This is a genomic window from Vibrio sp. FF145, assembly GCF_041439075.1.
Classification (GTDB): Bacteria; Pseudomonadota; Gammaproteobacteria; order Enterobacterales; family Vibrionaceae; genus Vibrio; species Vibrio tasmaniensis_A.
In genome coordinates this window covers 24,789-49,709 of record NZ_JBGONH010000022.1, presented here as the reverse complement: position 1 = coordinate 49,709, position 24,921 = coordinate 24,789, and the positions used below count along the sequence as shown (strand labels likewise).

Sequence of the window (24,921 nt, the reverse complement as noted above, 5' to 3'; positions counted from 1 at the left end):
ATCTATTTGTGGACAGCACAAAAGTACAAGAATTATTAGCAGAGGCTCTGAACCTTCAGGAAATTATCGTGAAGGGTGAAGGCAGTCATTACGAAGTTGTTGCGGTTGATCCATGTTTTGACGGCATGAATCGAGTTAAGAAGCAGCAACTAATCTACGGCCCACTAATGGAATACATTCAACGCAATGATATCCATGCTCTTTCTATTAAGGCTTTCACGCCGGAAGAGTGGGAACGTGATAAGAAACTGATGTCACTTTAAGGTTTATGATGGAAAAGTTTCGAGTTATTGGATCGGATAAGCCGCTAAGCGGTGAAGTGACGATCTCAGGCGCAAAAAATGCAGCCCTACCAATCCTATTTGCTTCAATTCTAGCTGAAGAGCCGGTTGAAGTGAGTAATGTTCCTCACCTACGTGACATCGATACTACGATGGAACTACTTAAGCGTTTAGGCGCAAAAGTATCACGTAACGGTAGTGTTCATGTTGATGGCAGCGAGATTAATGAATTTTGTGCGCCTTATGATTTAGTAAAAACAATGCGTGCTTCTATTTGGGCTTTAGGTCCTCTAGTCGCTCGTTTTGGTGAAGGCCAAGTGTCCCTTCCTGGTGGTTGTGCAATTGGCGCTCGACCTGTTGATTTACATATCCATGGCCTAGAGCAACTAGGTGCGACCATTAAGTTGGAAGATGGTTATGTAAAAGCAAGTGTTGACGGCCGTTTGAAAGGCGCGCACATCGTGATGGATAAAGTAAGTGTGGGTGCCACCATTACTATCATGTGTGCAGCAACGCTAGCGGAAGGTACAACTGTATTAGATAACTCAGCGCGTGAGCCTGAGATTGTTGATACGGCTGATTTCCTAAACAAACTAGGTGCTAAGATTTCTGGCGCAGGTACAGACACGATTACTATCGAAGGCGTTGAACGTCTTGGTGGTGGTCATCACTCTGTGGTTGCTGACCGTATCGAAACGGGTACGTTCTTGGTTGCTGCTGCTGTTTCTGGCGGTAAAGTGGTTTGTCGCAACACCAACGCTCATCTTCTTGAAGCTGCATTAGCGAAGCTTGAAGAAGCGGGTGCGAAGGTTGAAACGGGCGAAGACTGGATCAGCCTTGATATGACAGATCGTGAGCTGAAAGCGGTGAAAATCGTAACAGCACCTCACCCAGGTTTCCCTACCGACATGCAAGCACAGTTTACTCTGCTCAATATGATGGCGAAGGGCAGTGGTGTTATCACTGAGACTATCTTTGAAAACCGCTTTATGCACATTCCTGAGTTACAGCGAATGGGCGCAAAAGCGGAAATCGAAGGCAACACGGCTATCTGTGGTGAAACGGAAAAATTAAGCGGCGCTCAAGTAATGGCAACGGATCTTCGTGCATCTGCGAGTCTAGTTATTGCTGGCTGTATTGCCCAAGGCGAAACTATCGTTGACCGTATTTATCACATCGATCGTGGCTACGATAAGATTGAAGATAAACTTTCAGCTTTAGGCGCAAACATTACACGATTTAGCGAGTCGAACTAACTTAGGTTAGTGGATTCATGAATCAGTAAGATGAAAACATAAAAGTCGGAACCTTGGTTTCGGCTTTTTTATAGTTGTATTTACCGCAAGTGAATCTATTGCCTATTTTGTGTGAATAGATGAATCAACTTGGCGGTTGTGAGGAGCAAAATGATAGCAATATTACGTATTTTCGCAGTGGCGATATTTGCGATTTTTATGTTTGTATTTGGTTGTGGCTATTGTCTATTAAGCCCACGTAACCCGAAACACGTATTTACCTTTGGCCGTTATTTCGGTCGCATGTCGAAAATCTTTGGCATGAAGTTAGAGCTTCGCATCCCGGAAGATGCTTACTCTCGTGGCCAACATGTTTATGTCGCAAACCACCAAAACAGCTGGGATCTATTCACGATTTCATCAGCGGTAACACCTAAAGTCGTGACTGTTGGTAAGAAAAGCTTAGCGTGGATGCCTCTTTTTGGTCAGCTGTATTGGCTGACGGGTAATATCCTAATCGACCGAGCTAACCGCAGCAAAGCGGTAGGTACGATTGACCAAGTGGTTACTAGCCTTAAAGAGAGTGATGTTTCAGTATGGATGTTCCCTGAGGGGACTCGTTCTCGTGGTCGTGGTTTGCTGCCATTCAAAACGGGTGCTTTCCATGCTGCGATTGGCGCTGGCTTACCTATTATCCCTATCGTGTGTAGCTCAACAGGTGGCGTGAAGCTGAACCGTTGGAACAATGGTCATGTGATTGTTGAAATGCTGCCACCAATCAGCACTGAAGATTACGATAAGTCTAATGTTCGTCAACTGGCTAACCTAGCTCGTGAGCAGATGGCTGCGAAGCTTGAAGAGTTAGACAAAGAAGTGGTTGAGCTTAATAAGAAGTAATCATCTAAGCGAAACGATGAACAATAAAAAAGGTTGCCAATTGGGCAACCTTTTTTGTATCTGATAAACGCTCAGCATTATGCCAACTTGTTTACTAGAAACCGTTTATTCTAGATATTAAAACCTATTTGCGAACCGCAATAGCTTCGATCTCGATACCTACATCTTTTGGCAGACGCGCTACTTCAACACATGAACGTGCAGGGTAGTTTGCAACACCGTGCTCATCAAAGAATTTACCGTAAACTTCATTTACTGTACCGAAGTCGTTTAGGTCTTTAACGAATACCGTTAGTTTTACGATGTCTTTTACAGTCAGGCCAGAAGCTTCAACAACCGCTTGAACGTTGTCTAGAGATTGGCGAGCTTGCACTGCGATATCAGCAGATACTTCACCAGTTGCTGGGTTTACTGGGATTTGACCAGAAGTCAGAACCATATTGCCAAGGTCAACACCTTGTACGTATGGGCCGATTGCAGCTGGAGCAGATTCTGTGTGAAGTACTTTAGTCATTGGTTATTCCATCAGTTATTGGATAAAAAGCGATTTTTAGTGTGCCTTCAAACTTAGGATAGGTAAAGAGCAAAATACCCCGCACAGGCGAGGTATTGAATAGTTTTTGCGTTCGATCGGCGTTGCCGTATGACGTTATCTTTCTGTAACGATCTCACGAGAGAAGACTTTTTCGCAGTATTTACACTTCAATCGAATATCTTCTTTCTTTTCAAAGATCTTAAAGCTGCTTTCAACGGGTTCATTGTGAGTAATACAGTTGGTGTTTGGACACTCGAACACATCGTTGATTTGCTCAGGAAGTTCTAGTGGTAGCTTCTTAACCACTTCGTAATCTTCGATTTGGTTTACGGTCGCGTGAGGCGCGTAAAGTGCTAACTTGCTCGCCTGTTCTTCAGTGATAAACACATTCTCTATCTTGAGCAGGTCTTTACCGCCTAGAGCAGAGGATGGCAGGTTTAGGCCAATCGTTACTCGCTGATTAGAGTTATGCATGTCGAACAGTTTGAGTACCTTGATCCCGATGTTGGCTGGGATATGGTCGATAACCGTTCCGTTCTTGATTGCTTCAACTTTTAATTGAGTCTCTTTAGACATGATATCTCTCCTCTACAGCGTTTCGTTAAGAACAAGGGCTAACAATGCTTCACGTGCGTAAACACCGTTCTCAGCTTGCTGGAAGTAGTAAGCGTAAGGTGTTTTATCGACATCGACAGTAATTTCATCAACACGCGGAAGAGGGTGAAGAACCTTTAGGTTATCACGTGCATTTTCCAACATCGGAGCTGTCAGGATGTACGCTGATTTGATGTGTGCGTATTCCGATTCATCAAAACGTTCTTTTTGAACTCGAGTCATGTACAGAACATCCAACTCTGGAATCACATCTTCCATGTCTGTTAGCAGTTGGTACTTGATGCCCGCTTCATCAAGTTCTTCACAAATGTAGTCAGGCATCGCCAGTGCTTCTGGTGCAACGAAGTAGAAACAGATGTTGTCGAATTTCGCGAGTGCTTGAGTCAACGAGTGAACCGTACGGCCGTACTTAAGGTCACCAACGAATGCAACGTTAAGGTTATCTAAACGGCCTTGAGTTTCGGCGATAGAGAACAGGTCTAATAGCGTTTGTGTTGGGTGTTGGTTTGCGCCGTCGCCCGCGTTAATCACAGGTACACCGTTAGAGAACTCAGAAGCCAGACGCGCTGCGCCTTCTTGAGGGTGGCGCATTACGTAAGCATCAACGTATGAAGAAATAACCTGCACTGAGTCTGCTAGCGTTTCGCCTTTCTTCGCCAGTGACGTGTTACCACCGCTATCGAAACCAATCACATCACCACCGATGCGCTGAATAGCCGTTTCAAAAGAGAGACGAGTTCGCGTTGAAGGTTCGAAGAAGCAGCTTGCAACAACTTTGTTCTTGATGAGTTCTGGGTTTGGTTCAGCTTTAAGTTGACCTGCCGTTTGAACAATTAATTCTAGCTCTTCACGAGAAAGCTCTGGAATTGAGATGATGTGCTTTTGATAGAGCGAATTCGCCATGATCTTCTTCCCCACAATAATGTATTGGCCATAAAAAAGCCCCCCATAATGGGAGGCTTTAAAAAAGTGCTGAAAAGCAGAATAGACGGCCTGGCAAGCATGCTAGCTTGCGAGCAATATTTGGTGTCTTCACAATTTTATTATGTGTTTTCACAATATCATTATGTTTTATCACAACATTGCTTGGCGTCATTTTCACTACTCTCAGACAAATTGCCGAGAATTATACGCTTTCAATTTGTGAGCGCAAGCGATTACATCAAGCTTTGTTTACTTTCATTATTCTCTATTGGCCAAGTGTCGCGACCATTACTGCTTTGATGGTGTGCATGCGATTCTCTGCTTCATCAAACACAATTGAGTAGTCGGACTCAAATACTTCGTCTGTTACTTCCAAACCGTTCATTCCATATTTGTCTGCGACTTGCTGGCCGATCACGGTTTCATTGTTGTGGAAAGCTGGCAGGCAATGCATGAACTTCACTTGAGGGTTACCTGTGAGCTTTATGACATCCATATTCACTTGGTAAGGTGTCATCACAGCCACGCGTTCGTCCCAAGCTTCAGGTGCTTCACCCATAGAAACCCAAACATCGGTGTAAAGGAAATCACAACCTTTTACGCCTTCGGCAACGTCTTCAGTCAGCGTTATTTGTGCACCTGTATTTTGCGCAATTGCTTGGCATTCTTCGACAAGCTGTTCTTCTGGCCAGAAAGCTTTAGGTGCAACAAGGCGAATATCCATACCCATCTTCGCGGCACCGACTAACAGAGAATTACCCATGTTGTTGCGTGCATCGCCTAGGTAAGCAAAACTGATTTGATGCAGATGTTTACCGCGACCATGCTCAAGCATAGTGAGGAAATCAGCCAAGATCTGAGTTGGATGGAACTCATCAGTAAGGCCATTCCACACTGGAACGCCAGCATAAGCGCCAAGATCTTCGACAATACTCTGGCCAAAACCACGATATTCAATACCATCGTACATACGACCTAATACACGCGCGGTATCTTTCATTGATTCTTTTTGACCAATCTGAGAACCAGAAGGGCCTAAATAAGAGACTTGAGCTCCTTGATCAAAAGCAGCTACCTCAAAGGCACATCGAGTTCGAGTTGATGCTTTTTCAAAGATCAAAGCGATGTTTTTACCGTTAAGCTTTTTTTGCTCTGTACCTGCATACTTAGCCTTTTTAAGGTAAGCAGACAGGTCGAGTAAAAACTGAATCTCTTTAGGAGTAAAGTCGAGAAGTTTTAGAAAGTTACGATTGCGAAGATTAAATGCCATCTCTCGCTCCTTGGGTATATAGAATCAATGAAGAACTTAGTTAAACATAAAAATGCTATATTTGTGAATAGTTATTTTATTAATTTGATAAAAAAGGCCAGTACAATGGTACTGGCCTAGATAAGTTATGTGTTCGCTTTACTGAACTACTTGAGTTAAATACCGTCTCTTTCTATAGGACAGCTCATGCAACGAGCGCCACCACGACCGCGACCCAGTTCATTGCCTGGAATTGTCAGAACTTCGATGCCTGCTTTGTCGTATTTCTCATTGGTGTAAACATTACGCTCATAACCGATAACCGTACCCGGTTTCACCGTCAGTACGTTGTTAGCGTCATTCCACTGTTCACGTTCAGCTTCGTAGTTATCACCACCAGTTGTGATGATCTTCAGTTGATCGAGATCCAGTGCGCCTTCAATCGCTGTTAGGTAGTTTTCAGCTTTCTCTACTCGCATTTCGCCATTTTCTTTTGGCGTTAAGCGCCAGGTGTCTAAATCTTTGCGAACGATCTCTGGATAGACAGAGAATGTGTCGATATCCATGTGCGTCATGACCGTATCAAGGTGCATACAAGAGCGGTGCTTCGGTAAATCAATCGCAATCACTTCTTTAGCTTGACCGGACTTGAATAAACTCGCAGCTAGGTTTTCGACACCTTGTGGCTTGGTACGCTCTGAAATACCGATAAGAACAGCGCCTTTACCGATTACCAGTACATCACCACCTTCAATATTGGCGTTGTCGTAATGAAGATCTTCATCACCGAAGTACTTAATGAAATCTTGCCCCGCGAATACAGGGTGCCAGCGATATATTGCTCGCAAGTGATTCGTTTCTCGTTGACGAGCAGGCATCATCATAGGGTTAAGAGAGACACCGCCATAAACCCAGCAAGAAGTATCGCGGGTAAATAGATGGTTAGGTAGCGGCTCAATAACGAAATCAAGTGGGCGGTGCATCTTCGGTAGCATTGAAGAAGATTTAATAGGAAGCTCAGAATAGGCTAAACCACCAAGTAGGATCGTCGCCAAGTGCTCATTGTCCATTTGAGCAAGGTACTCTCTTAAATCACGTGCGAATGTAGGGCCGTAACGGAAATCAGAGATTTGAGTATTAAGCAGCCACTCACGAGCTTGTGCTACAGCGAGTGTCTCAACCAGTAGGTCATGCAGTAATAACACTTCAACGTCTTGGTTACGAAGTGTTGTCGCAAAGGCATCGTGTTCTTCACCTGCTGCTTCTACTGCAAGTACATCATCAAAGAGTAGCTCATGACAGTTAGAAGGGGTGAGGTGGGTGAGTGCCCTTTCAGGCCTATTTAGGAGAACTCGTCTTAATTGACCGACTTCGGAGCCAACGTACAGCTTACTCATTTTGCATCCTTACTATTAATCCAGCGTCTATTTATGACAAGCTTGTTCGTAATATGCAAGTTTTGAAACTTGTGTAAAGGTTATGTTATTTTGATATTTTTGGTTTTAAATGCTGAGTTGTTTGTGATTGTTAATATTAAAATCCAACTGAAAGGCTGAGTTCTGGAACAAACTTTTTGCGGATCTATGCTCTAATTTCAGTGATTTGATAATCCACTTTGCTTGGTGAACGTGATTTTTCATTCAAAATTTATGCAGTTACTTACTTATAAGTGAGGTTTTATGCATCGATGAAGTGTTCGGCAGTATGCATCTGATATGACTAACCACTCAATTTTGAAGGAGTAAGGCTAAAAGTAACAATAAAAATGAAATGCTAAAACACACGGTGGTTAATAATATGTTGAAAATTTGTTTCTGTGATTTTGATTTCACTTTTTAATTGATATCCCTTCTGTTATCTAGCGATAAACTTGCTCTTCTACACCTGATCTAGGTGGCTTTTCTAGGCGATCCGTGCCATATTTCGTGGCAATCAAATTTGATCTTTTCATAGTCAACACTCTGGAGCAGACACATGTCTCACGAAGATGAATATCTATCAGTAGCGGAATTAATTGAATTTCAAAAAGGAGAGACTCGCGACATCATTGAAGCACTAATCGAAGATGGTAGCGATCCTGAAGCTCTATACGATATCGAGCATCACCTATTCGCTGAAGATTTCGCAGTACTTGAGAAAGCCGTTGTTGAAGCATTCAAAATGGGCTTTGAAGTGCTTGAAGCTGAAGAGACAGAAGACGAAGATGGCAACAAGCTACTTTGTTGTGATGCAACGATGCAGTGTACTCTGAACGCAGAAGCGATTGATGAGCAAGTTGAGAAGCTTGTAAATCTTGCAGAGAAGTTTGACATTATCTACGACGGTTGGGGCACTTACTACGAAGGTGAAGATGCTATCTACCCTGACGAAGATGATGAAGACGAAGAGTAATCTCTCCCAGCTTTAAAGAATGCCAGCCTTGAGCTGGCATTTTTTTGTCCTCAGAAAAATAAATGTCTTTATATGCATTCATTCATTATAATGCGGTCAAAATTGATCTAGCTCAAGGAATGACATGCGGCTACCTCTCGATGGTCTTTGGCAAATTTCGCCACTGACGGATCTCTCTATCCCACAAGATGACATTACCTTTCCTGCTCCATTAAGCTCAAAGCTCCCTAATAGCTTGAGTGAAGAGGAAATCGCAGAGCAAGAATGGCACCTGATGCATGACATCGAAGTGGATGATGCCATGTTGGCATGCCCATTTGTTGAGCTAGTCGTCGCAGGCGTTGACTACTTTGCAGAAGTGCGACTCAATGGCGTTGCCGTGTTTGACTGTGATGGCAGCGAAGCCGAATATCGCAAGGACATTCGTCCTTATATGCAGCCTGGTCGAAATCGTTTTGAGATCCTTTTCCTTGAAGAAGAGGAGAGCCTGTTGCTTGAAGAGGATATGGATGACTCTATCTCTTCACAGGTCGTCGCTAAATCAGATTCTCGTATCGGAATCTGGCAAGCTCCATATCTTCAGTTCGTTCGTAACGTCAAGCTTGAGCAAGTTGTCACCGAGCAAATCTGGCATCACGGTGGTGGGTGTGAGTTTAAAGTAGATGTTATCTATCAAACGCTAAAGCCGGGGTTAATATCTGCATCAATCAAGTTTAATGGTATGACTCTCGTGATGCCGATTGATGTGCGAGCAGAACATACGGGTGTTGTGTTTCAGGTTGAGGCTCCACTGGTATTTAACCTTGAGAAGCCCAATCCTAAGCATTTATATCAGTTAGAAGTGGAACTCGATGGGCAAAAAGAGAGTTCTTTCGTAGCCTTGAATCCAGCCTCTTGCGTGAGTAACTTTTTGCGTAACTAGCGGTTATTCAATTAGCCCGTTACGTAATGAATCAATTTTCTCACTCGCTTGTCATCTAATGAACTGCCAACGCTAACCCTATTTCAAAAACACATTATAGCGTTTTGGCCATGACAACCTCACAAGCGTCATGGCCTGTTTCTCCCCAAGCTGAATCAAGGTGTTCAAAGCCCAATTTTTCGTAAAGTTTAACGGCGGCATTAAGGCATTCGGTCGTTTCTAGATACATATGTTGATAACCCAGTTCCTTAGCTTTCTCCATCGACATATTAACCAACTTCTTCGCTAAGCCTTTGCCTCTGGTTTCTGGCAAGAAGTACATCTTTTGCAGTTCACAGACTTCTGGCATACCTGCTAGTGGTGCAAATCCACCACCACCAACAACCTTTCCATCAAGTTCAATCACCCAATATTGAGATCTTTCATTGTTATAAACACTGAACATGTCTTCTAAGGTGGGATCAGCCACACCATAACCTTTATCTTCAGTTAGCCCGTTTTCATAAGAGACTTGGCGAATCACATTGGCCACTACGATGTTGTCCTGCTGTTGTAGGGGGCGAACCACCACATCTATTGAAGCGTGGCTTTGTTGCAGTGCTTTAAGGTAGTGCTCGATTCCCCCCGAAACTTGTTGAGTTTCCGCTTCCGTTAAACGCTCAAGTACCGAGTCATAAAATTGATTTTGTTGATTGTGAAGTTTGGCAAGAGTGTTTTTCCCTTGCTCTGTTACTGAAGCCACAACACTGCGCTTATCGTTGGGGTGTGGTGAGGTTTGAATTAACGAGTTCTTCGCTAGATTGTTAACTGCTCTACTGGCGTTGGACTTATCAATATTGAGCTTATCCGCTAATTGGTTCACGGTTAATGGCTGCTGTTCCAGTTCAATAAGTGTATGAGCTTGAATCGGAGGTAGGGCAATATCACCACAATCTTTGTCGAGCATTCCAAGCTGTCGAACGAGCTGACGTGATAATTCTCTAAGTTGTGCTGAAGTCATGTTGCCTCTCAATATGGTTGCGATGTACAACTATAATTTAAGTGCGCATCGCAACTATGTCAACAGTGAACTCTCTAGGTTAAGTATGTTGGTGTAAACAAAACTGTGGTTGTGCTGCTTGGCTTTCTGCTTTTCGTAACCACACCTTCTCATGGAAGTAGTAAGCCACGGTATTCAAAGCGGGTTCTAACGTTGCCATCACACCACCAACAAAGGCATCGCCAGTCAATAAGTAGACAACGGTAAAGGCAACACTAAAGTGGATAGTAGCGAAGCTTGCTGTTTTTAATTTAGTCATCCACTGACGAGCTTTAAGCGCTGGAGCTTGAGCCCAAGCCTTTTCATGAAAATAGAAGGCGACGGTATTCACAGAAGGCTCAATCATAGCGATTAAGCTACCAATTAAGATATCGCCTGTTAGTACATAAGCGACACTAAATGCGATAGTAAAATGTAATGCGGCAAAGGTTAGTGTCTTTTTCATGATAATTACTCAGTCGTTGTGTTGTTTCGATAGAACTATTATTGAGAATTATTATCATTAAATCTAATGGGAAGTTAAGATTGTTTTGATAGGCAAAAGCTATCAATAAGCTGGAGTGAGGTTGATTGGACTGGAACTTAGGGCACAAAAAAAGGCTGACCATGAAGGCCAACCTTTTTGTCTAGAGCGGGAGGTTCGAAACCTCCTCGTTCATTCAGTTTTAAAGAGCAGCGATTGTCGCTTTTTGCTCTTCTAGCTTAACAAGAGTTTCTTGGTAGCCTTCAAGCTTTTCACGCTCTTTCGCGATAACCGCTTCTGGTGCTTTAGCAACAAAACCTTCGTTACCTAGCTTACCTTCGATACGCTTAATCTCACCGTGAGTCTTCGCTACTTCTTTATCTAGACGAGCAAGCTCAGCATCTTTGTCGATAAGACCCGCCATTGGGATCATCAGCTCAGATTTGCCAACAAGTTTAGTTGCACAAGCTGGAGTCGCTTCGCCGTCTGCTAGAACTTTAATATCGTCTAGCTTAGCTAGAGAAGTAAGAACGATCTTATTTGCTTCGATACGAGCTGCATCTTTCTCATCAGCGACTTTGATCATTACTTCTAAGCCTTGGCTTGGTGCAATGTCGTATTCCGCACGTAGGTTACGGATAGCTGTGATGAAAGTTTTAACCCATTCGATGTCGTCAACGATCTCAGCATTGAAGTTAGCTTCATTAAACTGAGGAAGCGCTTGAGTCATGATGGTCTCGCCTTCAACGCCGTCTACTAGCGGCTTAACGCTTTGCCAGATAGATTCAGTGATGTAAGGAAGAACAGGGTGAGCAAGACGTAGAGTCTTCTCAAGAACCGTGATAAGCGTGTAACGAGTCGCTTGTTGTTGAGCTTCAGTACCTTTCCAAAGAACAGGTTTAGTTAGCTCTAGGTACCAGTCACAGAATTGGTTCCAGATGAATTCGTAAAGCGTATTTGCTGCCATGTCTAGACGGTAGTTGTCTAGGTGAGCATTAAACTCTTTCGCTGCAACTTCAAACTGAGATTCAATCCACTTGTCTGCTAGAGAGAATTCCATGTTTGCACGGTCTTCAACAGACAGTGACATGCCACAATCGTGCTCTTCTGTGTTCATCAGTACGTAACGGCTTGCGTTCCATAGCTTGTTACAGAAGTTACGGTAACCTTCAAGACGCTTCATGTCCCAGTTGATGTCACGGCCAGTTGAAGCCATAGCAGCAAGAGTGAAACGCAGTGCATCGGTACCGTATGGTTCGATACCATCTTCGAAAGTTTTACGTGTTGCTTTTTCGATCTTAGCAGCCAGTTTAGGTTGCATCATGTTGCCACAACGCTTTTCTACTAGCTCTTCAAGGCCGATGCCGTCAATCATATCGATTGGGTCAAGTACGTTACCTTTCGACTTAGACATCTTGTCGCCGTTTTCATCACGGATAAGGCCCGTCATGTAAACTGTTTTGAAAGGTACTTGAGCCTTGCCGTCTTCGTCTTTCACGAAGTGCATAGTCATCATGATCATACGAGCAACCCAGAAGAAGATAATATCAAAACCAGATACTAGTACTTCTGATGGGTGGAATGTTTTCATTGCTTCAGTATCTTCAGGCCAGCCTTGTGTGCCGAAAGTCCAAAGTGCAGAAGAGAACCATGTATCAAGAACGTCGTTGTCTTGCTTAAGAACAATTACCGGTGAAAGGTTGTTCTTTTCACGAACTTCTTCTTCAGTGCGACCTACGTAAACTTTACCATCGTTGTCGTACCATGCTGGGATACGGTGGCCCCACCAAAGTTGACGAGAGATACACCAATCTTGTACGTCACGCATCCACGCGAAGTACATGTTTTCGTACTGTTTAGGTACAAATTGGATCTCACCATCTTCAACGGCTTTAACAGCAGGAGCAGCAAGAGGCGCTGTACGCACGTACCATTGGTCAGTCAGCATTGGTTCGATAACCACACCACCACGGTCACCGTAAGGAACGGTTAGATCGTGATCTTTGATTTCTTCAAGTAGGCCTAGCTCTTCAAATTCAGCAACCGTTGCACGACGAGCGGAAAAACGCTCCATACCTTGGTATTTAGCTGGAAGATCTGTTGAGTACACATCGCTTTCTTCACCGTTCGTTGTGAAGATTTCAGCCGCATCACGGATATCACCGTTGAACGTTAGGATGTTGATCATTGGTAGGCTATGGCGTTTGCCCACTTCGTAATCGTTAAAGTCATGAGCTGGCGTGATTTTCACACAACCCGTGCCTTTATCCATGTCAGCGTGCTCATCACCTACGATAGGGATAAGACGATTTACGATAGGAAGCAGGATTTCTTTGCCGATAAGATCTTTGTAGCGAGGATCTTCAGGGTTAACTGCAACGCCTGTATCACCAAGCATGGTTTCAGGACGTGTAGTTGCAACGACAATGTAGTCTTTGCCATCAGCGGTTTTAACACCATTCGCTAGTGGGTAGCGGAAGTGCCACATGAAACCTTTTTTGTCTTTGTTTTCAACTTCAAGATCAGAAATTGCAGTGTGCAGTTTAGGATCCCAGTTTACTAGACGCTTACCACGATAGATTAGGTCTTCTTCGTATAGGCGAACAAATACTTCTTGAGTCGCAGCTGATAGGCCGTCATCCATAGTGAATCGCTCACGATCCCAGTCTACAGATGCACCAAGACGACGAAGTTGTTGAGTGATCGTGCCACCAGATTCGCCTTTCCATTCCCAGATCTTGTCGATGAAAGCTTCACGGCCGTAGTCGTGTTTTGTTTTGCCTTCTTCAGCAGCGATCTTACGCTCAACAACCATTTGAGTTGCGATACCAGCGTGGTCAGTACCCACTTGCCAAAGCGTGTTTTTGCCTTTCATACGTTGAGCACGGATAAGTGTATCCATGATCGTATCTTGGAACGCGTGACCCATGTGTAGGCTACCAGTGACGTTCGGTGGCGGGATCATGATGCTGTAAGCTTCTTTTGATGTGTCACCGTGTGGCTTAAAGTAGCCTTTCTCTTCCCAAGTCTTATACAGAGCTTGTTCGATTGATGTTGGGTTGTATGTCTTTTCCATAGTGCTCTTATAACGGATACTGTGAATGGTTAATCGTGGTCAAACTTCATAAGTGAAGCTTCTTGAATCTAAATCCAAAGATAGCTTTAACTATGAGGTTTGACTATGGATGTTGAATCTCGATAGTTTGTAGCTGATATCCAGCCTGACGGTAAATTTTATACCTTTCTCGAGCGAGTTGCTTAGCTTTTTCTTCGCAAGGAACGAAGTCTATCACCTGAGCAAAGGCGTTCGCAAAGGTTGTATGATTATCGGCCAGATTTATTACCAATTGGCGGTTCCAATTAGGTTTGACTCCTTGATGGCCTATCTCAATATTCGTTGAATATTTTGGACCTTCGCCAACCAAGTTGTGCGCGATAAATTCAGTAGGCTCTACCTGCCAAAAAACTTCAGCGATACGCTCAGCATGAACTTTATCGTTACAGTTGAGATAAAGTTTAGCGCCTTGTTTTGCAAAATGCTGAGCAAGAAACAACACGTAGTGAGCAAAACCCTCTTCGCCGGCTTGTGGGCTGTCTGAAGACACAATGTAAAATGTGGCAGTCTGCATACTGAATACTCGAACTTGGAATCGTGGAAACCAATCATACTTGGTCAACAGGAGCTAGCAAATAACGCTTATTAAAAAAGGGCCCGTAGGCCCTTTCTATTATTTTGAAGATTGCTCTTCAGTCTCATGGCCGCTGCGGTTCAATAAGAATTGGACTAGCATTGAGACAGGACGACCTGTCGAGCCTTTCGCTGCGCCTGACTTCCAAGCTGTGCCGGCACTGTCAATGTGTGCCCAGTGGTACTTTTTAGCAAATTTAGATAAGAAACATGCTGCTGTGATTGTACCAGCAGGTCGGCCACCGATATTTGCCATATCTGCAAATGGACTCGTTAGTTGCTCATGGTATTCATCGGCCATTGGCATGCGCCATGCTCTGTCACTTGCTTGCTCAGAAGCATTCACTAACTCGTGAGATAGTGGGTTGTGATTAGACAGTACAGCACTGATGTGGTGACCTAACGCCATCACACACGCGCCAGTGAGTGTTGCTACATCGACAACACAGTCTGGTTCAAAGCGTTCAACGTAAGTAAGCGCATCACATAGAACCAAGCGACCTTCAGCATCCGTGTTTAACACTTCAACTGTTTGGCCTGACATGGTCGTTAGGATATCACCTGGGCGGTAAGCATTGCTGCCTGGCATGTTTTCACAACCTGCTAGGATACCAACTACATTAATCGGTAGGTTCAGTTTAGCTAGTGCCTTCATTGTACCGAATACAGAAGCCGCACCACACATGTCGTACTTCATCTCATCCATACCTTCACCAGGCTTAAGCGAAATACCGCCTGAATCGAAAGTAAGCCCTTTACCGACTAGAACAATCGGTTTTGCATCTGGGTCAGCAGCACCTTTATATTCCATGATAGACATCATAGATTCGTTCTTAGAACCACGGCCTACCGCTAAGTATGAAGTCATACCCAGCTTTTCCATCTCTTCTTCGCCAATGATCTTAGTTTTCACTGTCTCGTAATCATCGGCCAAGCGACGAGCTTGAGAAGCAAGGTAAGCAGGATTTGCGATGTTAGGTGGCATATTGCCTAGATCTTTAGACGCTTTCACACCTGAAGCAATCGCAAGACCGTGAGAGATTGCTTTCTCACCAAGGCTCAATTCACGACGAGTTGGTACGTTGAATACCAGTTTACGTAGTGGACGACGAGTCTCTGGTTTATTACTCTTGAATTGATCAAAAGTGTAAAGGCCATCTTTAGTCGCTTCTACTGCTTGGCGAACTTTCCAGTAAGTATCACGACCTTTAACGTGCAGTTCAGTCAGGAAACATACTGCTTCCATAGAACCCGTTTCGTTTAGTGTGCTGATGGTTTTTTGGATAATTTCTTTATATTGACGCTCGCCTAGCTCACGTTCTTTACCGCAGCCTACAAGCAGAACACGTTCTGAAAGTACACCAGGTACTTGATGCAGTAGTAGCATCTGGCCAGGTTTACCCTCTAGATCACCGCGACGAAGCAGTGAACTAATATAGCCATCGCTAATCTTATCTAACTGCTCGGCTACTGGAGAAAGGCGGCGCGGTTCGAATACACCGACAACGATACATGCGCTGCGCTGTTTCTCTGGGCTGCCACTTTTTACACTGAACTCCATGCGTACTCCTACATCCTGAAGACAAATCGAACTAAATGTTGGATAATGGGTTCTTACTTGTTGGATCCTATAATGGAACTGACCTTAAAGAAGAACGTTAACACTTAGCTAAAAATTTAAAAAATAAAAGGTTCAACGGGAAATTATAGTGATTCAATCAAAAAAACAAGTTTTGTATAGGTAATTTGAGCGTGATTATTGTTAGATATTTGATCCGAGAGACAATCAAGAGCCAATTTGCGATATTTTTTGTTCTCTTTCTTGTGTTTCTCAGCCAAAAGTTCATCAGTGTTTTATCCGACGCCTCTGATGGTGATATTCCAGCAAGCCTTGTATTATCGATCGTGGGTCTAAATATGCCAGCGATGGGGCTCTTGATGCTTCCACTTAGTATCTATATTGGCATTTTGCTGACTTTTGGCCGCCTTTATGCCGAAAGTGAGATTGTGGTGATGAATGCTACGGGTATTGGCAATAAATTCCTTATCCAATCAGCACTTTATCTGGCGTTAATTACCGCAACTGTCGCTGCTTTTAACTCCTTTTGGCTGTCTCCGTGGTCACAAGATAAAGTAGAACAAATGTATGAGGAAGTGGCTGCAGAGAACAGTGTTGATTTACTACCCAAAGGCAAATTTGCAAGGACTCCCGATGGTTCTTCTGTTGTGTTTATCGAGGGTATCGATGGTAATCAATTAGACAATGTGTTCGTTTCTCAAATGCGACCTCGTGACTCAGTGCTTCCTAGTGTGATGTTCTCTAAGTCGGGAGACGTAAAAGAATTGAGCGATGGCCGCCAAGTTATTGTGATGTACGATGGTACTCGTCATGAAGGAGTGCCTTCTCGCCTTGATTATAGAGTGACGCACTTTGAAGAGTATGAAGGCTTAATTGGTCAGCGTGAAGTAGAGAAGAAAGGTCGAGAGTGGGAAGCGATTCCAACTATTGATCTTATTGGAAATCAAGATAATCGTGCCAAGGCTGAATTGCAGTGGCGCATGTCACTGGTGTTGTGTATCCCATTGTTGACTATGCTCGTTGTACCGCTGTCAGCAGTTAATCCACGACAAGGTCGTTTTGCAAAAATAGGTCCGGCAATCCTGATTTATTTGACTTACTTCTTGGCAATCAGTGCAACCAAATCTTCAATTGAAGAAGGGGACATTCCTGCTGCAATAGGCATGTGGCCAATCAATGCATTATTATTGTTTGTCGCGATTGGTGCCAACTTTATGGATAGTGTGCCTGTTAGGCGTTTGAAAGAAAAATTCAAGAATAAGAGGTTGGCTTAAGCCGTGTTTAAGATTCTCGATTTATATATAGGCAGAACCATCATCGCGACCACGTCACTGGTATTGGTGACGTTTGTCGGTCTCTCTGGAATTATCAAGTACGTTGAGCAATTGCGGAAGGTAGGTCGTGGTACATACGATCTATTACAAGCGTTGTATTTCGTTTTATTGAGTATTCCTCGTGATATCGAAATGTTCTTCCCAATGGCGGCATTGCTTGGTGCATTGATTGGGCTTGGTATGCTTGCTGCGAGTTCTGAGCTTGTGGTTATGCAAGCCGCGGGTTTCTCTAAGTTAGATATTGGTTTATCGGTACTTAAGACTGCGATTCCGTTAATGGTGATAGTGACATTGCTTGGGCAGTGGGGAGCTCCGCAAGCGCAGAAGATGGCTCGTGACTTAAGAACCATCTCGGTTGCTGGTGGTAGTATTATTTCTACTCAAAGCGGTGTTTGGGCTCGAGATGCCAACGACTTTATTTTCATTGTTAAAATAGACGATGATAAGCTCTATGGTTTGAACATGTGGCGCTATGATGAGAACAAGGCTCTGAAAACGGCCATATACTCAAAAGAAGTCGATTACGTTGGAGACAACGTTTGGACAATGCGCGATGTGGAGGTCACCTCTTTTGAGAATGAAATTCAGGTCACTAAAGAGAATTTACCGACTTTTTCTTGGGAAACATCGTTAGCTCCAGACAAACTCGCGATAGTGACGGTGAAACCGGAGGAGCTGTCGTTAAGTGGCTTGTATGATTATGTTTCTTATCTCAAAGCATCAGAGCAAGATGCTGCACGTTATGAGCTAGCTTTGTGGAGGAAGATTACTCAACCTATTTCGATAGCGGTCATGATGTTGATGGCGTTGTCGTTTATCTTTGGTCCTCTACGTAGCGTGACCATGGGTGCAAGGATTCTCTCTGGTGTGATTGCTGGTTTTACTTTCTATATATCCAGCGAGTTCTTTGGTCCAATCAGCTTGGTTTATCAAATACCACCAGCCTTTGGTGCGATAGCCCCTAGCGTGGTATTTTTCGGAATTGCCATCATGCTCTTGAGGCGGAAACTATAAATAGAAGAAAGGAAGGCATTGCGCCTTCCTTTTTTGATCTTGTTTTAAGTTCGCTTAATTGCGTTATTGTGCTTTTGGCAACACAACGACTTCGGTCTTTGCCCAGATATCGTGAAAGCCACGTTTCTGAGGATCGAATGGAACACATAAGTTTGCAAGTCCAAACCCCGATGTACCTAAACGTATTAGCGCTTGAGTTATTGTGATCGCAGAGCCATCTTTGTTTTGAACTCGTAGCTTCCAAGCTCTCATCCCCAGAGTTTGACCTGCTCTGGTCCAGAAGAAGACAAAGAAGTAAATCCAAACGACGACCAAGTAAAAAGTATACGCAGGGCTCCAAATCGGATGATTAGTCAAGAAGTCACTGACATCGGCATACCCGCTATGGTTAAAAATACCAAGAGCCATGAGTGCGTGCAGTAGAGCAACAATGATGCCGGCAGCCATCATTTCAATAGCGATTACAATGAGTGCGTCATAGAACAAGGCACCAAATCGGCGCATTACCCCAGCTGGTGGCAGAGTGTTTGTTGATGTCATGGTGTTATTACTTCTTTAAAAATTGAGGCGTCAGAATATAGTTTAAGGCTTGGCCTGAAAAGAGACATGACGCACAGCTTATGACTTAGTGGCGAAATTATCGGCAAACACACATGAATTCAAGTTTTTATACTTGCCACATCAGTTCGCATACGTATAATGCCAAACATCGACAGGGCAATGCCCCAAGATAATGCCGGTATGGTGAAATTGGTATACACGACGGATTCAAAATCCGTTGCCTTCGGGCGTGGCGGTTCAAGTCCGCCTACCGGTACCATATTTAAATAACAAAGCCTCGACTCAAGTCGGGGCTTTGTTGTATCTAGCACAATCAAAAGCTTACCTCGACTTTCCTTTTCTGTTATCTGCACTTTTCTCCCTCAATAGACTCACTTTATCAGCCTTGAATTTTCTTCCATGGTGCATCTATGGTTCATCACATGTTGATTCTGTGCTCAAGGGAATCCTGGCAAATCCAACAAATGCAAACTTCTGTAATCTCGCAAGCCAGTATTACCAAGGGCTGTTGAGTCAGAGAACCATGGTACGACCATGGTGACTTTACGGTGCTATAGGGTTTTGGTTTAGTCTTTGTGAGGTAACTTTTCGTTTTGATGAATAGCGGAAAAGTCGGTTTGAGATAGGTGGTTTTAAGGTGTGTGTATTAAGGTCGTTGGGGATATACATTAACAATCAATCACACCCTGAAAATTAATTAGCATTCATAGCTGTTGAGTTAATAATAACTCAGGGTTTTAATCTCATGAAAATATCTTTCTATCATCCAACTACTAAGAAAAGAACTTCGGTAACAATCAATGATTCACTAGTTTGGTTATGCGCGACGACTAACGGTTGGCTTGAGCTCCCAATGTTATCTACTACTTCTAGCCCTGATTTAAGTTATTTAGATGATGGCAAAGTCCGCTCTGGAATGTTTAGCTTTATCTCTGTGTGTGCACTTGAGTATGTAAATGGTGATTTTGGGTTCAAAACTTTTGTTAGCTATGTAGAGCACCGTATCGCGTTAGAAGTTGACTATATGATCAAGCATTTATGGTTAAAGCAGGTTAAGGCTGATTGAAAATTTTAGTATGAAGTCGTTGTTGCTGTTACTGCTATCACTCACCATCAGTGGGTGAATATCACAGTTGTAATCTGTGTAGGTGTCAATCTGATAGTTTTCCAGCGAGTACTGTGCGCGATCACTGAGCTGGGAATCATCGCAGAACTTTAACTATGGTGTTGGTGGAAATGTTATGCGTGATATGGGTTTTGATCTAGGTGGTGGTATCGGTGGCTAGTTGATTGTATGAATGTGGTGGGATGAATTGAGAGCTAGGTTTTGGATAGAGTATTATTAATGCTATGTTAGTGGTTCTCGTGGTGAAATTCTGTGTTTAATATTGTTGAAAAGTGCATTCGAAACATAGAGAAACACGGACTGTAAGTAAACTGTAAACGGAGAGCACAATGCCACAATTTGGGCGAAGTATTAGGATCTTTCTGGCGGATGGTAGCCCGACGGGTTTACGCCATGTTGAAATAGCTAACTGGTCTGGTCAAGCATTGGCATGTCCTCGAAGCCGATTCTCCGAATTGAATGACTGGCATGAGTCGAAAAGACCGGGAGTATACTTCCTCTTTGAAAATGCAGCAGGTGATGATAATAGTGTTTATGTTGGTGAGTCGGAGAATGTTTTTAAGAGATTAGCTGATCATGATCGGCAAAAAGACTTCTGGAATGAGGTCGTGATTTTTACCAGTAAAGATGAAAATCTAACGAAAGGACATATCAAATACCTTGAAGCTCGATTGGTTAGCGTAGCTTGTCAGGCTGAACGATATGAAATCCAAAATGCGAACACTCCAACTCAATCGACATTGCCACGTGCAGATGAAGCTGCGATGGAGGAGTTCATCGACAATGTCAGGATTGTACTTGGTAGCTTAGGGCATCGTGTTTTAGAAATGATTTCACCTGTCGCTCAATCGAACGATGAAGTAAAGAAAGACGACTCAATTGGAGATTACCCTTTATTCTTCAAGACTAATGGTTTGACGGCTAAAGGTAGAGTTGTAGATGATGGCTTTTTGCTTTTATCTGGTTCTCAATTATCTAAGAAAAGCTCGAAAAGCTTATCTGAGAAGAACATAGCGATTAAAAACCAAATGCTTGATGATGGGGCTCTGCAAGATGAAAGTGGACACTTACTTCTCGTAAAAGATAAGCTACTGCGCTCTTCTTCATCAGCTGCCGATTTAGTTGCTGGAAACAGCCGTAGTGGTCCGCAAAGCTGGAAAACAGAAAGTGACGAACTCTTAAAGTCTCTTGAAGAAAGATTATTAACAGAATCAATTGGCTAAAGTGATTACCCGTAGCTAAAGACCTCTCAAATTTATATTACTGAAATGTGGGTAAATAAATTAACGGAGGTCTCAATGAGCAAGTCACAACGACTCACCACCACTTTCCTCAACAATCTCAAGCCCAATCCTGCCAACGCTAAATCCACCGATTACGAAGTTAATCTGTCTGCTATGAAAGATAGTGGCTTGCCTGTGGGAGTGCGGTGTCTAGTGGGCAAGAAAGTTAGGTCGATTAGGTTCATTTTTAGGTTTACTAGCCCTGTGACTGGCAAAAAATCCAGTATCGGTCTTGGGCGGGCGAGTGACGTTGACTTAGTTACTTTGCGTAAAAAGGCGAAAGAGTATCGGCAGCAGATTCTTGAAGGGATAGATCCGAAGATTGAGCGTGATACTGAAAAGGTCGATAATTCTATGACCCTTGAACGGTTCTTTAATGAAGTCTATTTACCACTACAGAAGCAACGTCGAACTTGGAAAGATGACGTATCCCGGTTTCGGTTACATGCTAAGTCGATACATCATGTTCCAATCAACCAGCTAACAGCTGCACATATCGTGAAAGTCCAGATGGAGATGCAAGGGAAAATCAGCAAAACCACTGGTAAGCCTTACGCAACCGCCAGTATTTGCCGGGTATTAGCACTTCTCAAGTCGATAAATAAACATGCATACCGTCTTATGGATTGCCCGTTGGTTGCAGATAAAGTCAGCTTACCGAAGTTGGATAATATCCGCACAGGATACCTCACCGAAAATCAACTGAAGGACTTTGTTCGTCATGCTTTGGAGTATCCAGATAAACACACAGGATCGTTCTTAGCGTTATTGTTTTTGACTGGATTAAGGGATCGTGAATTAAGGTATTTAAAGCACGAATCTATAAATTGGGAACAGAAAACTCTGTATATAAATCGAACAAAAAATGGTCGTGACCACATTGTTTATCTGAGTGATTACATGCTCTCTATTTTGAAATCGATACCCAAAGTGGCGAATAACCCTTATATCTTTGCTGGACGTCGTAAGGGTAAACCTATCAGTCCAGCTAGACACGCATTGAAAGTGATTAAGGCTAAGATGGGACTGCCTGATATACCAGGCGATAGAGCTAACATAACCCTGCACTCATCTCGCCATACGCTCGGAACACTTTTAGCGGCAAATGGTGTCCCTCTACATGATATTGCTAAACAATTGAATCACTCAGAGATAGGTATAACGAGTAAGTATTATGCCAAGCATACCGTTGGTCGTAGGCGTAAAGTTGGCTCTCATCTATCGGATATGGTCAGTGGTGATATATCACTTAAATCCAACGAGTAACTCTAAATAAAATCATTAGAAAAGCCCCTGTTTAGCGATGAGCTAAACAGGGGCTTTTTCATTATTAGAAGGAAATTCATGATGAAAACAGTAAACAAGTTTGAAGACATTCAATCACTACCAATGCCTGATGCAGTGAAAGCAAAGCTGCTAGAACACTTGATAGAGCCATTCGGTGATGAAGAAAGCACGAAAGCGTTCTGGGGTGAGGTTGGCACTACTTTGTATTTGATTGAGGAGTCCGATACCGATGAAACCTTGAGTGAAGAATCTGAGGAAAATCAGCATTTTTTAAGGTTCCTTAGTAACTACAGCGAATGGGTGCTTTTGCTAAATGATGATGACTCTCCTTGGCTACTTGCTGTTGCTATTGTCACTACGGCTGGTAGTGGGGTGTATTGCTGCGCTCCAATGAACAGTCCAACGTTCCCTGTCGTCAAGCTTGCTGATCAAGCTGAATCTTAATCTCGATTTTAATCTTAATAGTCACTAATAGTATGGAGGTGTCCCATGGCACGTAAAACCAATCAAAAACAAGAAATCGTTCAACCTGAAGCAGTAGAGAGTAATGAACAAGTCACGGTTACTGGTGACAATCCAGTAGACCATTTCACTAATACCGTGCTCGAAGGCAAAGCGAAAAAGTTATCACCGAAAACTCAGAATCATGTGTTCTATGAGCTTTCGGTACATGATGATCTAAATGCTCTATTCCTTAGGCTTTCGGGTAATGAAGGTGGCGGTCTTCATAGTAAAGAGTGGGTAGCCTTTGAAGATATTGTAGCTGTGTTAAATGAGCAAGACGACAAGCCGTTTAAAAGCACTGTACTTAAATCTGTGTTCAAAGGTGGGTCTGCTAATAATGCTGGATTTATGGCGGCGGCACTGCGTGGGTTATTGCTTATCCTGCCGTCAGAGAAATCGGTGTTTCTCCACGTTCTTGCGCCTGACTACGAGCAACGTCGTGATGAACTCCTGTCATTAGTGGACGGTGAAACCGAAGCTGAATAACCTCGAATTTCTTATCAATCCTTACCGACTAAACCACTTCCGAGCTTTCATACTGCGCACTACCCAAGAGCGCACCCTTAACAAACTAAAAGAGGATTTATTATGAACTTAACTTTTGACGTTGAGCGCTTACTGCTGCCAGTAAGTGTCGATCTTCAAGATACTTTAAACCGAGTGATTAGTGAATCAGGCAAATGGACACCTATGATCCAATCGGTCGTGATTAACTTCCGAGAAAAATCATACTGTCCTGAGAATGGTGGCTACCACCCTATTGAGATTTCTATTAGTAGACTTGGTGGCCAATGGGTTTTCGATTACATCACTGACTTTAGTTACTGTGGATTGATGCCTGAACTAGAGAAAGAAATAGACTTTGATTTTGGTCATGGAGTGGCTTACATCCGATACATGGGTGAAGTTTCCATTACTGAATCCAGTGTCGCTGAGTTCTATTCGATGTGGGAAACCAACTTCCTAAGTTACATCGGAATGGACTGCTTCGATGAGATAAAAGTCACGGTGGATTAGTCCATCACTAACGAATCAAGTTGAAAGCACCATGTATGCACCATAAAATCCGCCTCTCACTTCCTAGTGACACTAAGGCTTCCTATTGCTCCATGTAACTCATGGTGTGATGGGAAGCCTTTTTCATTTGGGTAACGTTCTACAACGGATTACTTAAACGTTGCCGTCGGGGTTCAGAGAGGGTGCAGTTGCTGGACTGTAATGGACGGTGGAAACACCAAGGAAGGGAGACTCAATTTTAACGAGTTTGCTTGGTTTACACTGGTGTTTTGTCATTAAAGACTCCCATTGCTATCTGGAAGCAATGGGAGCGAGTGTTTAGGTTTAGCTATGGCGTGTAACGTATAGAGGTATTGAGAACGACTTCCCCGGAGATTTTCTATAGTCATCCGTTCTAATTACAGCGCCAAGAGCGCACCTTAATTCAATGTTTACAGCTCGGGGTGAAAACTTGGTCATTTTCACTTTTGGCATGAGAAACAAGGTCAAAATGGGTATTTCGCTAAATTACAGAGATAAGCATTGATTGGAATTGGAACTTGTCATTTATAAGCTCAATGACAAGTCCAATACATTAAAAACATTCTCACTAAAACAACCAAGTTATCTGGCTCAAGGTAACCACCACAGCAACATTGGTGATATCGACCATAAACAGATATGGACTGGATTCAGTGATTTGAAGCAGAGTTCTAGCATCAGCTCTCATTGCAATACCCCTATATATTCAACCAGCTGAATGGCTGTTATTTATCTGTTTAGTTACCTTCGCTGAAAAATAGCATCGTTTTGAGTCTTCCCTTAACTGGTATCGGTTCTAAGCTTGGTAAAACACCCCAGCACCCATACCTAACATAGAAAGCTTAAAAAGCGCTGCATAGTGGTTTCTTTATGACATGGAGCGACTACAACAGAGAGCAGAAACAACATTATATCTTGGTGGTTGCATTTCATTTCAACGAACCATCAACAAGCCC

General features: G+C 43.3%; 24 protein-coding genes and 1 tRNA gene. 14 read left to right on the top strand and 11 right to left on the bottom strand.

The window, feature by feature from the left end:
- The first annotated feature begins 8 nt into the window (after positions 1-8).
- The 3 genes from ibaG (at position 9) to ACED42_RS10280 (ending at position 2,413) form a co-directional block, all read left to right on the top strand.
- Positions 9-263, top strand: coding sequence for a BolA family iron metabolism protein IbaG (ibaG, locus tag ACED42_RS10290; RefSeq protein ID WP_004738686.1), 255 nt, complete (start codon positions 9-11; stop codon positions 261-263).
- 8 nt (positions 264-271) lie between these two features.
- Entirely contained in the window at positions 272-1,537 is a 1,266-nt protein-coding gene (gene murA / locus ACED42_RS10285) for a UDP-N-acetylglucosamine 1-carboxyvinyltransferase (RefSeq protein ID WP_004735317.1), read from the top strand.
- 150 nt (positions 1,538-1,687) lie between these two features.
- On the top strand, positions 1,688-2,413 hold the full coding sequence (locus tag ACED42_RS10280; protein WP_371702474.1) for a 1-acylglycerol-3-phosphate O-acyltransferase: 726 nt from the start codon (positions 1,688-1,690) through the stop codon (positions 2,411-2,413).
- A 124-nt stretch (positions 2,414-2,537) separates the two neighbouring features.
- Here ACED42_RS10280 and ACED42_RS10275 read toward each other — a convergent pair whose 3' ends face one another.
- The 5 genes from ACED42_RS10275 to arcA form a co-directional block, all read right to left on the bottom strand.
- Positions 2,538-2,927, bottom strand: a complete 390-nt coding sequence (locus ACED42_RS10275) for a RidA family protein (RefSeq protein ID WP_009847729.1) — start codon at positions 2,925-2,927, stop codon at positions 2,538-2,540.
- A 135-nt stretch (positions 2,928-3,062) separates the two neighbouring features.
- The gene (gene pyrI, locus ACED42_RS10270; RefSeq protein ID WP_004735320.1) at positions 3,063-3,524 is read right to left on the bottom strand and encodes an aspartate carbamoyltransferase regulatory subunit; all 462 of its coding nucleotides are present in this window, start codon (positions 3,522-3,524) and stop codon (positions 3,063-3,065) included.
- Positions 3,525-3,536: 12 nt separating this feature from the next.
- Positions 3,537-4,466, bottom strand: coding sequence for an aspartate carbamoyltransferase (gene pyrB / locus ACED42_RS10265; protein WP_004735321.1), 930 nt, complete (start codon positions 4,464-4,466; stop codon positions 3,537-3,539).
- Between the two features lie 286 nt (positions 4,467-4,752).
- The gene (locus ACED42_RS10260; protein WP_017103687.1) at positions 4,753-5,757 is read right to left on the bottom strand and encodes an ornithine carbamoyltransferase; all 1,005 of its coding nucleotides are present in this window, start codon (positions 5,755-5,757) and stop codon (positions 4,753-4,755) included.
- A gap of 155 nt (positions 5,758-5,912) precedes the next feature.
- Positions 5,913-7,133: an arginine deiminase gene (gene arcA, locus ACED42_RS10255; RefSeq protein WP_009847726.1), complete on the bottom strand. Its 1,221-nt coding sequence runs from the start codon at positions 7,131-7,133 to the stop codon at positions 5,913-5,915.
- A 577-nt stretch (positions 7,134-7,710) separates the two neighbouring features.
- Here arcA and rraB point away from each other — a divergent pair.
- Both rraB and ACED42_RS10245 read left to right on the top strand, forming a co-directional pair.
- Positions 7,711-8,127: a ribonuclease E inhibitor RraB gene (gene rraB / locus ACED42_RS10250; RefSeq protein WP_004735324.1), complete on the top strand. Its 417-nt coding sequence runs from the start codon at positions 7,711-7,713 to the stop codon at positions 8,125-8,127.
- 124 nt (positions 8,128-8,251) lie between these two features.
- Entirely contained in the window at positions 8,252-9,049 is a 798-nt protein-coding gene (locus tag ACED42_RS10245; RefSeq protein ID WP_012604859.1) for a beta-galactosidase, read from the top strand.
- A gap of 94 nt (positions 9,050-9,143) precedes the next feature.
- Here ACED42_RS10245 and ACED42_RS10240 read toward each other — a convergent pair whose 3' ends face one another.
- The 5 genes from ACED42_RS10240 to pepA all read right to left on the bottom strand — a co-directional run bounded on the left by ACED42_RS10240 (position 9,144) and on the right by pepA (position 15,800).
- Complete coding sequence (locus tag ACED42_RS10240; protein ID WP_371702471.1) at positions 9,144-10,049, bottom strand: GNAT family N-acetyltransferase; 906 nt, start codon at positions 10,047-10,049, stop codon at positions 9,144-9,146.
- 79 nt (positions 10,050-10,128) lie between these two features.
- Positions 10,129-10,533 (bottom strand): DUF2061 domain-containing protein, encoded by a 405-nt coding sequence (locus ACED42_RS10235; RefSeq protein ID WP_371702469.1) that lies wholly within the window; start codon positions 10,531-10,533, stop codon positions 10,129-10,131.
- 220 nt (positions 10,534-10,753) lie between these two features.
- Complete coding sequence (locus tag ACED42_RS10230; protein WP_371702467.1) at positions 10,754-13,627, bottom strand: valine--tRNA ligase; 2,874 nt, start codon at positions 13,625-13,627, stop codon at positions 10,754-10,756.
- 103 nt (positions 13,628-13,730) lie between these two features.
- Positions 13,731-14,180, bottom strand: coding sequence for a DNA polymerase III subunit chi (locus tag ACED42_RS10225; protein ID WP_009847719.1), 450 nt, complete (start codon positions 14,178-14,180; stop codon positions 13,731-13,733).
- Between the two features lie 99 nt (positions 14,181-14,279).
- The gene (gene pepA / locus ACED42_RS10220; RefSeq protein ID WP_017097529.1) at positions 14,280-15,800 is read right to left on the bottom strand and encodes a leucyl aminopeptidase; all 1,521 of its coding nucleotides are present in this window, start codon (positions 15,798-15,800) and stop codon (positions 14,280-14,282) included.
- A gap of 191 nt (positions 15,801-15,991) precedes the next feature.
- Between pepA and lptF the strand changes: the two genes are divergently transcribed.
- Together lptF and lptG are read left to right on the top strand one after the other, a co-directional pair.
- A complete protein-coding gene (gene lptF / locus ACED42_RS10215; RefSeq protein ID WP_029223043.1) occupies positions 15,992-17,092 on the top strand; it encodes an LPS export ABC transporter permease LptF in 1,101 nt (366 codons plus the stop codon).
- Between the two features lie 3 nt (positions 17,093-17,095).
- Positions 17,096-18,166: an LPS export ABC transporter permease LptG gene (gene lptG, locus ACED42_RS10210; RefSeq protein WP_017103680.1), complete on the top strand. Its 1,071-nt coding sequence runs from the start codon at positions 17,096-17,098 to the stop codon at positions 18,164-18,166.
- A gap of 63 nt (positions 18,167-18,229) precedes the next feature.
- On the opposite strand, the gene ACED42_RS10205 is transcribed toward lptG, so the two are convergent.
- The gene (locus ACED42_RS10205; protein WP_371695542.1) at positions 18,230-18,706 is read right to left on the bottom strand and encodes an RDD family protein; all 477 of its coding nucleotides are present in this window, start codon (positions 18,704-18,706) and stop codon (positions 18,230-18,232) included.
- 195 nt (positions 18,707-18,901) lie between these two features.
- Between ACED42_RS10205 and ACED42_RS10200 the strand changes: the two genes are divergently transcribed.
- From ACED42_RS10200 to ACED42_RS10170, 7 genes are all read left to right on the top strand, one after another.
- Positions 18,902-18,986: transfer RNA gene (locus tag ACED42_RS10200), tRNA-Leu, on the top strand.
- Between the two features lie 486 nt (positions 18,987-19,472).
- Complete coding sequence (locus ACED42_RS10195; protein WP_371702464.1) at positions 19,473-19,793, top strand: hypothetical protein; 321 nt, start codon at positions 19,473-19,475, stop codon at positions 19,791-19,793.
- 389 nt (positions 19,794-20,182) lie between these two features.
- Entirely contained in the window at positions 20,183-21,076 is an 894-nt protein-coding gene (locus ACED42_RS10190) for a GIY-YIG nuclease family protein (RefSeq protein ID WP_371702463.1), read from the top strand.
- 75 nt (positions 21,077-21,151) lie between these two features.
- A complete protein-coding gene (locus ACED42_RS10185) occupies positions 21,152-22,402 on the top strand; it encodes a tyrosine-type recombinase/integrase (RefSeq protein ID WP_371702461.1) in 1,251 nt (416 codons plus the stop codon).
- 78 nt (positions 22,403-22,480) lie between these two features.
- Entirely contained in the window at positions 22,481-22,867 is a 387-nt protein-coding gene (locus ACED42_RS10180; RefSeq protein WP_371702459.1) for a hypothetical protein, read from the top strand.
- Between the two features lie 45 nt (positions 22,868-22,912).
- Complete coding sequence (locus tag ACED42_RS10175) at positions 22,913-23,413, top strand: hypothetical protein (RefSeq protein ID WP_371702457.1); 501 nt, start codon at positions 22,913-22,915, stop codon at positions 23,411-23,413.
- Between the two features lie 102 nt (positions 23,414-23,515).
- Positions 23,516-23,944: a DUF2787 family protein gene (locus tag ACED42_RS10170; protein WP_016796242.1), complete on the top strand. Its 429-nt coding sequence runs from the start codon at positions 23,516-23,518 to the stop codon at positions 23,942-23,944.
- Positions 23,945-24,921: the final 977 nt, after the last annotated feature.

What these genes read in the sequence shown, in the direction of transcription:
- ACED42_RS10175 (WP_371702457.1), top strand. Translation starts at nt 22,913, where the DNA reads ATGGCACGTAAAACCAATCAAAAACAAGAAATCGTTCAACCTGAAGCA.
- ACED42_RS10225 (WP_009847719.1), bottom strand. Translation starts at nt 14,180, where the DNA reads ATGCAGACTGCCACATTTTACATTGTGTCTTCAGACAGCCCACAAGCC.
- ACED42_RS10275 (WP_009847729.1), bottom strand. Translation starts at nt 2,927, where the DNA reads ATGACTAAAGTACTTCACACAGAATCTGCTCCAGCTGCAATCGGCCCA.
- pyrB (WP_004735321.1), bottom strand. Translation starts at nt 4,466, where the DNA reads ATGGCGAATTCGCTCTATCAAAAGCACATCATCTCAATTCCAGAGCTT.
- ACED42_RS10190 (WP_371702463.1), top strand. Translation starts at nt 20,183, where the DNA reads ATGCCACAATTTGGGCGAAGTATTAGGATCTTTCTGGCGGATGGTAGC.
- ACED42_RS10230 (WP_371702467.1), bottom strand. Translation starts at nt 13,627, where the DNA reads ATGGAAAAGACATACAACCCAACATCAATCGAACAAGCTCTGTATAAG.
- ACED42_RS10245 (WP_012604859.1), top strand. Translation starts at nt 8,252, where the DNA reads ATGCGGCTACCTCTCGATGGTCTTTGGCAAATTTCGCCACTGACGGAT.
- ACED42_RS10205 (WP_371695542.1), bottom strand. Translation starts at nt 18,706, where the DNA reads ATGACATCAACAAACACTCTGCCACCAGCTGGGGTAATGCGCCGATTT.
- rraB (WP_004735324.1), top strand. Translation starts at nt 7,711, where the DNA reads ATGTCTCACGAAGATGAATATCTATCAGTAGCGGAATTAATTGAATTT.
- ACED42_RS10185 (WP_371702461.1), top strand. Translation starts at nt 21,152, where the DNA reads ATGAGCAAGTCACAACGACTCACCACCACTTTCCTCAACAATCTCAAG.
- ACED42_RS10260 (WP_017103687.1), bottom strand. Translation starts at nt 5,757, where the DNA reads ATGGCATTTAATCTTCGCAATCGTAACTTTCTAAAACTTCTCGACTTT.
- arcA (WP_009847726.1), bottom strand. Translation starts at nt 7,133, where the DNA reads ATGAGTAAGCTGTACGTTGGCTCCGAAGTCGGTCAATTAAGACGAGTT.
- ACED42_RS10280 (WP_371702474.1), top strand. Translation starts at nt 1,688, where the DNA reads ATGATAGCAATATTACGTATTTTCGCAGTGGCGATATTTGCGATTTTT.
- pepA (WP_017097529.1), bottom strand. Translation starts at nt 15,800, where the DNA reads ATGGAGTTCAGTGTAAAAAGTGGCAGCCCAGAGAAACAGCGCAGCGCA.
- ACED42_RS10180 (WP_371702459.1), top strand. Translation starts at nt 22,481, where the DNA reads ATGATGAAAACAGTAAACAAGTTTGAAGACATTCAATCACTACCAATG.
- ACED42_RS10240 (WP_371702471.1), bottom strand. Translation starts at nt 10,049, where the DNA reads ATGACTTCAGCACAACTTAGAGAATTATCACGTCAGCTCGTTCGACAG.
- ACED42_RS10170 (WP_016796242.1), top strand. Translation starts at nt 23,516, where the DNA reads ATGAACTTAACTTTTGACGTTGAGCGCTTACTGCTGCCAGTAAGTGTC.
- pyrI (WP_004735320.1), bottom strand. Translation starts at nt 3,524, where the DNA reads ATGTCTAAAGAGACTCAATTAAAAGTTGAAGCAATCAAGAACGGAACG.
- ACED42_RS10235 (WP_371702469.1), bottom strand. Translation starts at nt 10,533, where the DNA reads ATGAAAAAGACACTAACCTTTGCCGCATTACATTTTACTATCGCATTT.
- murA (WP_004735317.1), top strand. Translation starts at nt 272, where the DNA reads ATGGAAAAGTTTCGAGTTATTGGATCGGATAAGCCGCTAAGCGGTGAA.
- ACED42_RS10195 (WP_371702464.1), top strand. Translation starts at nt 19,473, where the DNA reads ATGAAAATATCTTTCTATCATCCAACTACTAAGAAAAGAACTTCGGTA.